An 11,056-nucleotide genomic window follows, 5' to 3' on the forward strand; every position below is an offset into this window, starting at 1 on the left:
GCACCCGCGCCCGCCACCACCGCACGCCCAGACGAGGACCTCCATGCATCCATCCCTTCCCGCCCCGCGGTCCCGCGCCGTGCGGCGGCTCGCCGCCGCGGTGGCCGGCGTGCTGGCCGCGGCGCTGCTCACCGCTCCCGCACCGGTGGCCGGTGCCGCGCCCGACAAGCTCCAGCCCGCGGCGCGCCAGGCGCTGGCCGGCGGGCGCACCGCCGACCTGATCGTCGAACTGGTCGAGCGCGCCGATCTGCGCCCGGCCCGCGAGCTGCGCACCCACGCCCAGCGCACCGCCTACGGCCAGCGGACCCTGGCCGCGCTCGCCGAACGCAGCCAGCGCGGCATCCGGCAACTGCTCACCCAGCGCAAGGTGGGTCACCACCCGTTCTGGATCGTCAACGCGGTCCACGTCGAGGACGCCGACGCGAAGCTCGCCGCCGAACTGGCCCGCCGGCCCGAGGTGCGCACCGTACGCACCATGCGCACCTTCCAGCTGCCCGAGCCGACCCCGGCGCAGCGGGTCGCGGCGGCCGCGGCGGTCGAGTGGAACATCGACCGCATCCAGGCACCGCAGGTGTGGTCGCGCTACGGCGTGCGCGGTGAGGGCATCGTGGTCGCCAACATCGACAGCGGGGTGCAGTTCGACCACCCCGCGCTGGTCCGCCAGTACCGGGGCAACGTCGGCGACGGCGTGTTCGACCACCGGTTCAACTGGTACGACCCGTACGGGCAGTGCCGCACCGCGCCCTGCGACACCAACGGCCACGGCACGCACACCATGGGCACCATGGTCGGCGACGACGGCGCCGGTACCCAGATCGGCGTCGCACCCGGTGCGCGGTGGGTGGCCGCCCGCGGCTGCATCGGCAGCGGCTGCACGGAACTGGCCCTGCTGCTGGCCGGCGAGTGGGTGATGGCGCCGTTCGACGACACCTTCACCAGCCGTCCCGACCTCGCCCCGCACATCGTCAACAACTCGTGGGGGTCGCCGAACAGCGACCCGTTCTACAGCCAGGTGGTCAGCCGGTGGATCGAGGTCGGCATCATGCCGGTCTTCTCCGCGGGCAACAGTGGCCCCGGCTGCGACACCGTCGGATCACCCGCCGACTACACCCAGGCGTACGCGGTGGCGGCGTTCGACGCCGAGGGCGCCATCGCCGACTTCTCCAGCCGGGGCACGGCCGCCGCGGAGATCAAGCCCGACATCGCGGCGCCCGGCGTCGCGGTGGTCTCCTCGCTGCCGGGTGGACGCTACGAGGCGTACAACGGCACCTCGATGGCGGCGCCGCACGTCTCCGGGGCGGTCGCGCTGCTCTGGTCGGCGGCCCCCGAGCTGATCGGCGACATCCCGGCGACCCGGGCCCTGCTCGACGGCGGCGCGGTCGACGTCGCCGACGCCCAGTGCGGCGGCACCGCGGCCGACAACCCGGTGTGGGGCAAGGGCCGCCTCGACGTGCACGCCGCGGTCGCCGCCGCGCCCCGCGGCCCCCGCGGCACGCTCACCGGAACCGTCCGGGGGGCCGACGGACCGGTCGCCGGCGCGTCGGTGCGGCTCACCGGGCCCAACCGCACCGAGCGGGTGGCCACCACCGACGCCACCGGCCGCTACACCGTCACCGTTCCGCCCGGCGGCTACACCGTGGCGGTGAAGGCGTTCGGATTCGGCGACGGCGCCACCTCGGTCACCGTGACCGCCGACAGCACCGCCACCGCCGACCTGACCCTCGTCGCGCTGCCCCGGCACCCGATCAGCGGGGTGGTCCGCGACCCGGGTGGCGTGGGCGCGGCCGGCATCGCGGTGAAGCTGCTGGCCACGCCGCTGCCCCCGGTCGTCACCGGCCCCGACGGGGCGTACCGGATCGACAACGTGCCGGTCGGCGGGTACACCCTCACGTTCGGGGCGGGCCGCTGCCTCAGCGCGGGCAGCCGGCAGATCACGGTCGACGGGTCGGAGACGGTGGATCTGTACCCGCCGGCGCAGGTGGACAGCTCCGGCTACCAGTGCAACGGCACCACCGCGCCGTTCCCGACCGGCACCACCGCGCTGGCGCTCACCGGTGACGACGAGTCGGCGCAGGTGAACCTGCCGTTCCCGGTGCCGTTCTACGGCCGCAACCACACCACCATGTGGGTGGCCACCAACGGGTTCCTCAGCTTCGACCGGGCCGCTGACAACTCCATCAACCGTGAGGTGCCCAACCCGTCCACGCCGAACGCGTCGGTCTTCGCGTTCTGGGACGACCTGGTCGTCGACGCCCAGGCCACGGTGCGGACCGCCAGCTACGGCACCGCGCCGGACCGGCGGTTCGTGGTCGAGTGGCGCAACGTGACCTTCTGGGAGGACGAGACCCAGCGGGTGACCTTCGCCGCCGAACTGTCGGAGACCGGCGCGGTCACCGTGCACTACGGCGACCTGACCTCCGCCGCGGTGGCCCGCGGCGCGGGCGCGAGCGTGGGTGTGGAGAACCAGACCGGCTCGGTCGGGCTGGAGTACTCCCGCGACGTGGCGGCGCTGCGCCCGCACAGCGCGATCACGTTCCGGGCGGCCGGGTCGCTGTACGGCACGGTCACCAAGCCCGACGGGTCACCGGCCGCCAACGCGCTGGTCTCGGCGGTCACCGGTGACGCGCCGGCGGTGACCACCACCGCCGCGGCCGACGGCACGTACGTGCTGCACCTGCCGCTGGGCACGTACACCGTCGACGTCTCCCTGGTCACGTTCGGGATCCACCGGTCCACCGTGGTGCTGGACACCAGCGGCGAGCGGGTGCGCCACGACGTGCGGCTGTCGCTCAACGAGCGCACGGTGAGCGGCGTGATCCGGGACTCGCTCGGCCAACCGGTGCGCGGGGCGGAGGTGTGGCTCTCGCACAGCGAGCTGCCGATCGTACGGATGACCACCGGCGCGGACGGGGCGTACCGGTTCACCAAGGTCCCCGAGTCCGACGTGGCCACCTACGTCTACGCCAGCGTCCCCGGCTGCCAGCGCGAGGGGCGGCTCTACCTGCCGACGATCATCGGCGGCGACGCCGTCAACGACGTCACGGTGATCGCCCCGATGGGCGTGGTGGACGGCGCGGACGGGTTCGGCTACCAGTGCCTGCTGGGTTCGGTGGAGCCGAGCTTCGCCGGCACGACGGTGACGACCAGCGAGTACGGGCCGCCGACGGCGGTCGCGCTGCCGTTCGAGTTCCGGCTGTACGGCCAGCCGTACCGCACCGCGTACGTGTCCCGCTACGGCTACCTGACGTTCGAGCCGTCGGACCACCAGAGCGGCTCCAACAATTTCCTGCCCAGCACGTCCAGCCCGGACGCCGCGGTGTACGCGTTCTGGGACGGCCTGGCCATGGACGCGTCGTCCCGGGTGACCCACGGCACCGCCGGCACCGCGCCGAACCGGCGGTTCATGGTCTCCTGGCAGGACATGCTGCTCGACGGCGAGCGGATCAGCGTCGACGCGGTGCTGCACGAGAACGGCCGCGTCGACGTGCAGCACCGGCTGCTGCCCGACACCGCTGCCGGACGCGGCGACGGCGCGACCGTCGGCATCGAGGACGCCGACTCCTACCACGCGCAGGAGTACAGCTACCACGACGAGCGGCTCCGTTCCGGGCAGTCCGTGCGGTTCCTGCCGCCCGGCACCGTCACCGGCGTCGTCACCGACGCGACGACCGGCGCGCCGCTGGCCGGGGCGACGGTGGAGTTCCTGCGGCTGGAGGAGGTCGAGGAGGAGGTCGTCACCGACGCCGGCGGCACCTTCACGCTGCGGCTGCCGCTGGGTGAGTGGGACCTGGCCGTCAACGCCGCCGGTCACTTCCCCGGCACCGCGCGGCTCCGCCTCGACGCGCCGTACGGCACGGTGCGCCGGGACGTGCCGGTGACGCCGATCGGCTGACACCGGCGGGTGGATGCGGGGTTGAAACGGCCCCGCATCCACCGTCGCCGCCACCGGGTCCGGCCCGGAACAATCTCCGCCGGATCCGGAACAGCCTGTGCTGATCCTCGGCGCTGCTCGACGGTAACCGGGGCGATTCGCGATCTCGACGGGCGGGTTTGGCTTGGACGGTCACCCGCTCGGCGCGGACGCCGCGAGCGCCGTCGTGCAGCACCCGCTCGGCCGAGAGGTGGTGGGCCCGGTCGGCGGCATTGGCCTTCACGAGTAGCTGCACGGGTCGGTCCGGTCGTGGACGGTGCTCCCTGCCGCAGGAGGTGGAGCGCCAGCCTCTACCCGGCGCTCACCAGCTGATTCCGGCCGCCACCGGCAGGTGGTCGCTGCCGGTGGCCGGCAGCACCCACGAACTCTCCGGCTCCACGCCGCGGACCATGATCTGATCGATCCGCACCATCGGGAACTCTGCCGGCCAGGTGAAGCCGAAGCAATCCCCGGCCGCGTCGTGAACTGAGCGCAGCTGGGAGGTGATGTCGGCGAACGCGCGGTCGTCCATGGTGCCGTTCAGGTCGCCGAGCAGCACCACCCGCTCGTTCTGCTCGGCGGCGATGGCCTCGCCGAGCGCCTGCGCGTTCCTGTCCCGGTGGGCGGTCCAGAATCCCGCCCTGGGATTGACCCGTGCGGAGCCCAGGTGGGCCACATACACCGCCAGCGGGCCCTGGTCCGTGGTCACCGTGGTGCGCAGCGCCCGGGTGTAGGCATTCTTGACATCGGCCGGTTTGGTGGCCGCCAGCGGTCCGGCGTCCATCTTGATGTCGACCGGCTGGGTGTCCGACAGCGGCAGCTTGCTCCACAACCCGACCGTGCCCCGCACCGTGTGGTACGGGTACGCCGTCGCCAGCTCCTTCTCGTACGTTCCCCGGGCCTGCTCGGTCAGCTCCACCAAGGCCAGCACGTCCGTCCCGGAGGCCGCCAGTTCGCGGGCGGTGCCGGCGGGGTCGGGATTGCCGGCGCCGACATTGTGCTCGGCCACGGTGAGATCACTGCCCGGGTGGGACTTGTCGCCGAGCAGGCCGCCGAAGAGGTTCAGCCATACCAGGGCCGGCAGCAGCAGCGCGGCCACCGCGGAGGCGGAGCGACGCCACAGCGCCCCGACCAGCAGTACGGGGATGAACAGCCCGAACCACGGCAGGAAGGTCTCCACCAGGCTGCCGAGGTTTCCGATCCGGTTCGGGATCCTCGCGTGCAGCAGCATGAGGAGCCCGAGCAGGAGCGCCAGCGCCGCGAGCACCCGGCCGCGCTTCCAGGGGCCCGGCCGGGAGGCGGCGCGTACCGCCCGGCGGATGCGGGCGCGGCAGGTCCCGGCGCCGGTATCCCGGCTGCTGGCGTCGTCCCGCCCGGTCTCCGCCTTGTCCACCCGCGTCATGTCTGTCCTCGCTCACTTGCCGGTTACTGCTGCGTCCTCGGATCGTCGTCCGCCACCAGTACCCGCACGCTTCCGCTCGCCGTGGTCCTCGTCTTCCGGCATACGGTCTCAAGCAGGAGTTAAGGGTTCCGTAAGCACCCACCGGAGCCATCCTTCGTGCCGTGGTCCCGGGGATAAATCCTCGCAACCCGCACCGGGCCGACGTCCCGCTGCCCTGTCTGGGGCCTCCGTCCGGGTGCGGGCGCACGGCGGCACCGATGAGAAGCGGTACCAGGGTCTGGAAACGGCGTGCGGGCAGTCCCGAACGGGCCACGTCGCCGGTGCGGGTGGCGTCGCACCCCCGGCCACCGCCGCCTGCAACGACAAGTCGGCGAATCCGGCCAGAGCAGGCAGGAACGCGGACCTGACCTGGCGGCAGGTGCCGTCGGCGAGGTGCGCATCGTGGGTGGCTACGCATGGTCAGCGCCGAGCAGGTGCCCACCACGCCAGGTTGGCGGCCACCTGGGCCACCGGCTCGATGATCTCCCACCCCTCGGCGATCAACCCGTCGTCGATCCGCCAGATGTCGACGACCGCGATCTCTGGTCCGGCATCCGGAAGCCAGCGCCGCGAGTACACCACGACGTGATCGCCGTCGGCCAGCACCTGATGGATCTCCACCTGCATGTCGACGAGCGGCACCAGCGCGGCGCGGACGGCGGCGAGCCATTCCCCCTTCGTCGACGGGGTGGAACCCGGCCTGTGGTGGACGAAGTCGTCACTCAGGAACGGGGCGAGCGGGTCGACGTCACGTGTCTCGATCAGCCCGGCCAGCGCCCGTTGGACGATGCTCTTGTTCTCCATGGTCATGGACGCAGTGTTTCCGCGGCCGCTCCGGTTGTCGATGAACTCGGATGTCATGGCGTTCGGCGCGACGATGCGTACGCTGCATGATCGTGTATACGGTCGGGGAACTCCTGCGGCAGTGGCGGCAACGCCGGGGACTCAGCCAACTGGACCTGGCGATCGCCGCGGACGTCTCGGCTCGTCACGTCAGCCTGGTCGAGACGGGGAAATCCAAGCCGAGCGCCGACATGATCCTCCGACTCGCCGATCAGCTCCACGTGCCGCTCCGCGATCGCAACCGGCTCCTGCTCGCCGGGGGTTTCGCACCCCGCTACGCCGAGCGTCCGCTCGACCACAACGCGCTGTCGGCCGTCCGCGATGCGATCCGCAGGGTGCTCCGCGCGCATGAGCCGTATCCGGCGCTGGTCTTCGATCGCCGGTGGAACATCGTGATGACCAATCGCGCTGTCGACCCGTTCCTCGCGCAGGTGGCTCCCGAGCTGCTGCGGCCGCCGGTCAACCTGGTGCGGCTGGGACTGGACCCGCGCGGGTTCGCCCGGCTGGTCGTGAACCTGGCCGACGTGCGCGCGGTGTTCCGCACCCGGATCTCACGCCAGCTCGCCACTGCTCCCGACCCCGAGCTCACCGCACTCTACGAGGAACTGCTGGCGCCCGAACCCGACGACGCGGCAAGCCAGGCGACCGACACCGACGTCGTGATCCCGATGATCCTCCGCCTCGACGGACGAGAGCTGCGGCTGTTCTCGACCATCACCACGTTCGGCACCCCGATGGACATCACCCTCGACGAGGTGGCGATCGAGTCCTACTACCCGGCGGACGCGGAGAGCGCCGCCTACTTCACCGAGTAGCGAGCTGAACCGATGCCCATGCGGCGGAGGTGCCCCCGAGGCGCGCCCGGGGGCACCTCGAGTTCTGCCGCCGTCCGGCTCGCTGTTGGCCGCACGCCTCGGGCTCCGACGCGCAGGCCGATCAGTCCGGCGGGGGGACCCCAGGCCCTACGCCACTCCGCTGCTGCGGGCGCAGTTGCCTTCCCAATCCCCTGCGTATTCACAAACCTCGACGTACACGGTAAACCCGTCGGCGAAGATGTTGCCGGTGGACGTACCGCAGATCCCGTTGTTGGACGGGTCGATGACCTCCCAGGTGTGTACGTATTCGGTGCCGTTGATGATGGTGGTTCCGCTGTAATAGGCCCGAACGCCTCTGCCGTTGGACGCGTTATCGCACACCGTCAGTTTCTCCTCTGACGGGTGCCCCGCCAGGTCGGCGTCGAAGAACGCCGCGCCACCGCGACCAACGGTGTACAGCCAGCCCACGTTGTGTGGCTCCGCTGCGGCGCTTGCCTGGGATGCGGCACCAAATATCACGGCCGCCGTCATGGCCGCCAGCAGGCTCACCCGCCGTAACCAGCTCATCCGCAATTCCTCCACCCGGTAGCGCTCCGGTACGGCCGAGGCGACCAGAGACACTTGATCAACCGAGATCAGCGAACCATAGTTGGCGTGGCGATGTCCACAGTGGTATCAGTCGCAGCAGCGCACCAAGCGATATCGGCGAAAACCTCCCGGCCCACCGCGCTCCGCGCCGGCACGTACGAAAGAGCCGCTCTCGGCCTGCGAGGGAGTTGTCCGTCGTGGTGGTGTTGTGGCCGGGTGGTGCCCCGGTCCGCGTCGGCGTCCGCCACCGGTCGAGACTGTGGGGCATGGAGTTCCTGTGCTACCACCGTGACCGACCCGGCTCCGTCGCCCTGCGCGAGGAGCTGCTGGAAGAGCACTGGTCCTACATGGACCGCTACACGGCAGAGATGATCGCCCGGGGGCCCACCCTCACCGACGACGGCGACACGCCCACCGGCAGCCTGCACATCGTCGACCTGTCCGATCCGGCGGCCGCCCGCGCGTTCGCCTTCGACGAGCCCAACTATCAGGCCGGCGTGTACCGTGACGTGCTGCTGCGCCGGTGGCGCAACACCCTGGGACGCACCATGTGGGAGTTCGCCGGCGGCCGGGCCGGCGGCAGCCGGTACCTGGTGCTGGGCCTCGGTACGGGGCAAGCCGCCGACCTCGACGTGCCGCCCAACTCGGACGAGCTGATCGCGTACGGGCCGCTGCTGTCCGACAACGGCGCCATCTGGCTGGGTACCGCGGCGCTGGTCCGGGCGCCGGACCCGGACACGGCACGCGCCATCCTCACCCCGGACCGGTACGCCGACATCGAGGTGCACAACTGGCAGTTCGGCGGGCGGCGGTAGTGAGACGGGGACGTCCAGGATCCGCGCCCAGTCTCCAACCCCGATCGGGGAGGATCTCGGTGAGCTGTCCTGGCACGCTGTCGCCGTCCGCGCGGATCCGACCCACCCGGCCGACCTGCTGCGCGGTCGAGCGCGCAGCAGGTGGCGCGAGTGCCCCGAACCATGAGGTTGACGGCGGCCCGCCGGGGTGGGGATTCGATCACCGGTACGTCTCGCCTCCGCTGGCTCGGACGAGGAGGCGGACGGCGGCGGGCGGCCGTCCGGATCAGGACAGCCGGAGCCGGGGCTCCAACGTCACCTCGAAGAGTCGGTCCCACGGCAGCTCGACCCGGGCCGACTCGAAGCGCGCCACGGTCGCCGTGAACGTCTTCGCACCCCGCCGGCCCAGCAGGACGCGGTGCCCGGCGAAGTGGTCGGCGAAGTAGCGCTCGGTCAGCGGCACCAGGCGGTCGCGTACCCAGCCGTCGAAGTAGCTCTTCTGCTCGGGGGAGAGCGCGAGCGGGTTCCAGCCCTGGGCGCGGGCGTGCGCGTACGCCTCGACCTGCAGCACGTTCTTCCACACGTCGTCCTTGACGAACCGGTAGAGCAGGTACTCGGCGTGCGCCTGGGCGGGCGCGCGCAGCTCGGGCACCCCGTACCCGCTGCCGGAGGAGCGCAGGTGGGCCCAGCGCGCGGTGCCGTGACCCAGCGCCAACCCGAGCGCGTTGCCCCCGGTGTTCCACCCCGAGTACGACAGCAGGGACACCAGGTCCAGCCGGGCCTCCATCCGCGCGACCAGGTCGTGGTCCGCCCTGTTCACGATCAGCGGGTCCACCACGATCACCGGGGTGCCGGCGGCCAGCAGCGCGCCGATCCGCCCGACGAAGGCGTCCAGGTCGGTGGCCCGTCGCGCGGGCGCCGCCGAGGGGGTGTTCACGGCGAGCACGATGTCCGCGTCGCCGTCCACCACCCGTCCACCGACCGCGCGCACGTGCCGGCGGATGTTCTCCGCGAACGGGATGCCCTCCAGCTGGGCGGTCCACTCCTCGCCGGAGATCCCGGCGTACTCGACCCGGTAGGTCGGCGCCGCGCCGGCGGCGAGCACCCGCGCGACCAGCAGCGCGTCGACCTCGTCCGCGCCGGGGAAGATCTCCACCCGGTCGCCGACGCCGAGCCGGGCCACCAGCGCCTCCAGTTCGACCCGCTCCGCCCGGGCCAGGCCGACCGGCGCGGTGTCGTCCTCGGAGAGCACCAGGTGGTCGATGGTGCCGTCGGCGACCCACTCGACCATCAGCCGGTTGACCTGGTGGTTGCGGGCCCGCGCGGCGAGGTAGTCCTCGACCACCCGGTCCGGGATCTGCGCCCGGACGGTGTCGAGCCGGGCCCGCAGTTCCTCCTGCCCGAGGTTGACCACCTGGTCGTGGAGCTTCGCCCACTCCACCAGCAGGTCCCGGTAGGTGTCCAGGTCGGTGCCGGTGCTGGTGATGGCGAGCCGCTGGATGGTGTCGTGCACCTCGATCACCGCGCCGGGCCGGGTCGCCCGCAGGTCCCGGATCGCCGCCAGGTTCGCCAGCGCGGCGGCCAGCGTCGGGGCGGCCGTGCGGGAGGCGATCAGGCCGCCGTAGGCGAGCATGCTGACCGAGATCACGTACCCGTCGACGTCGCCGGTGGCGCCGAGCCAGCGGGCGACGGCGGCGCCGTCGCCCGGGGTGAGGAAGCGGCCCAGCAGGTCCCGGGGCGGCAGCCGCACCACGGCGCCGGCGCTCGCCGCGGTCAGCCGCGGGCAGTAGGTGTTGACCGGCCGGTCGTCCAGCGGCACCAGCGCCACCGTCGGCTGTCGGTCGCGGCCCGCGGCGGACGCCGGTCGGCCGATCGTCACGGCAGTCAGGCCGGCGACGCCGGCGACGCCGGTGGCCAGGAGGGTCCGTCTCTTCATCTGCTCTCCCTGTTCTCCGGGGCGGCCCCCGCGCGGGGGGTCGCCGGTACCAGCCGGCGGGTGATCCACAGCGGCGAGGTGACGGCGTTGCCCGTCACCACCGCGTGGGCGCCGACCTCGAACGCCCGCCGGATCTGCTCGGTGCTGCGGTACCGCCCTTCGGCGAGCACCGGCACCGGCAGTTGTGCGACCAGCCGCGCCAGGAGGTCGAGGTCGGGCTGGTCGGACCGGGGACTGGCGGCGGTGTAGCCGGACAGCGTGGTGGCGACGGCGTCCGCGCCCGCCTCGACGGCGGCGACGCCCTCCGCCGCGGTGGAGACGTCGGCGAGCACCAGCGCGTCGGTCCGCTCCCGGACCGCCCGGACGGTGTCGGCGAAGGTGCGCCCGTCCGGGCGTGGCCGGTCCGTGGCGTCGACCGCGACGATCCGCGCCCCGGCCAGCGCCACCTCGACCGCGTGGCCGGCCGTCGGGGTGATGAAGACGTCGTCCGAGCCGTGCTTGTACAGCCCGATCACCGGCACGTCGACGGCGGCGCGGACGGCGCGGACGTCGTCCGGTCCGTTGACCCGGACCGCCACCGCGCCGCCGCGTACCACCGAGGCCGCGACCCGGGCCTGGACGTACGGATCCCGCATCGGGTCGTCCGGCTCGTCGGGCAGGGGCTGGCAGGACACCACCAGCCCGCCGGCCAGCTCGTCGAGGGCGTTCACCTGTCTGGTCCTTCCGTTC

At 72.4% G+C, this 11,056-nt stretch carries 8 protein-coding genes; 3 read left to right on the top strand and 5 right to left on the bottom strand.

Going from position 1 to position 11,056, the window contains the following annotated elements:
• Positions 1-43 precede the first annotated feature (43 nt).
• Complete coding sequence (locus SM577_RS24995) at positions 44-3,892, top strand: carboxypeptidase regulatory-like domain-containing protein (protein WP_474588116.1); 3,849 nt, start codon at positions 44-46, stop codon at positions 3,890-3,892.
• A gap of 340 nt (positions 3,893-4,232) precedes the next feature.
• On the opposite strand, the gene SM577_RS25000 is transcribed toward SM577_RS24995, so the two are convergent.
• Complete coding sequence (locus tag SM577_RS25000) at positions 4,233-5,312, bottom strand: endonuclease/exonuclease/phosphatase family protein (RefSeq protein ID WP_474588117.1); 1,080 nt, start codon at positions 5,310-5,312, stop codon at positions 4,233-4,235.
• A 459-nt stretch (positions 5,313-5,771) separates the two neighbouring features.
• A complete protein-coding gene (locus SM577_RS25005; protein ID WP_474588118.1) occupies positions 5,772-6,212 on the bottom strand; it encodes a nuclear transport factor 2 family protein in 441 nt (146 codons plus the stop codon).
• Here SM577_RS25005 and SM577_RS25010 point away from each other — a divergent pair.
• On the top strand, positions 6,206-7,009 hold the full coding sequence (locus SM577_RS25010) for a helix-turn-helix domain-containing protein (protein WP_474588119.1): 804 nt from the start codon (positions 6,206-6,208) through the stop codon (positions 7,007-7,009). The two genes, SM577_RS25005 and SM577_RS25010, sit on opposite strands and share 7 nt — an antisense overlap.
• A gap of 147 nt (positions 7,010-7,156) precedes the next feature.
• Here the strand turns inward: SM577_RS25010 and SM577_RS25015 are convergent, their stop codons facing one another.
• On the bottom strand, positions 7,157-7,630 hold the full coding sequence (locus tag SM577_RS25015; RefSeq protein ID WP_302917354.1) for a hypothetical protein: 474 nt from the start codon (positions 7,628-7,630) through the stop codon (positions 7,157-7,159).
• Between the two features lie 233 nt (positions 7,631-7,863).
• On the opposite strand from SM577_RS25015, the gene SM577_RS25020 reads away from it, so the two are divergent.
• The gene (locus SM577_RS25020; RefSeq protein WP_474588120.1) at positions 7,864-8,412 is read left to right on the top strand and encodes a YciI family protein; all 549 of its coding nucleotides are present in this window, start codon (positions 7,864-7,866) and stop codon (positions 8,410-8,412) included.
• Positions 8,413-8,677: 265 nt separating this feature from the next.
• Here SM577_RS25020 and SM577_RS25025 read toward each other — a convergent pair whose 3' ends face one another.
• Both SM577_RS25025 and SM577_RS25030 read right to left on the bottom strand, forming a co-directional pair.
• Positions 8,678-10,327 carry a DUF4127 family protein gene (locus SM577_RS25025; protein ID WP_302917352.1) on the bottom strand — a complete coding sequence of 550 codons (1,650 nt, stop codon included), beginning with the start codon at positions 10,325-10,327 and terminating at the stop codon, positions 8,678-8,680.
• Positions 10,324-11,037, bottom strand: a complete 714-nt coding sequence (locus SM577_RS25030) for an N-acetylmannosamine-6-phosphate 2-epimerase (RefSeq protein ID WP_302917351.1) — start codon at positions 11,035-11,037, stop codon at positions 10,324-10,326. The genes SM577_RS25025 and SM577_RS25030 overlap by 4 nt, the downstream gene beginning before the upstream one ends.
• Positions 11,038-11,056 lie beyond the last annotated feature (19 nt).

Source organism: Micromonospora desertarenae (genome assembly GCF_056150265.1).

Bases quoted from the DNA above. Each gene is read 5' to 3' on its own strand.
- SM577_RS24995 (WP_474588116.1), top strand. From the start codon at position 44: ATGCATCCATCCCTTCCCGCCCCGCGGTCCCGCGCCGTGCGGCGGCTC.
- SM577_RS25000 (WP_474588117.1), bottom strand. From the start codon at position 5,312: ATGACGCGGGTGGACAAGGCGGAGACCGGGCGGGACGACGCCAGCAGC.
- SM577_RS25010 (WP_474588119.1), top strand. From the start codon at position 6,206: ATGTCATGGCGTTCGGCGCGACGATGCGTACGCTGCATGATCGTGTAT.
- SM577_RS25005 (WP_474588118.1), bottom strand. From the start codon at position 6,212: ATGACATCCGAGTTCATCGACAACCGGAGCGGCCGCGGAAACACTGCG.
- SM577_RS25020 (WP_474588120.1), top strand. From the start codon at position 7,864: ATGGAGTTCCTGTGCTACCACCGTGACCGACCCGGCTCCGTCGCCCTG.
- SM577_RS25025 (WP_302917352.1), bottom strand. From the start codon at position 10,327: ATGAAGAGACGGACCCTCCTGGCCACCGGCGTCGCCGGCGTCGCCGGC.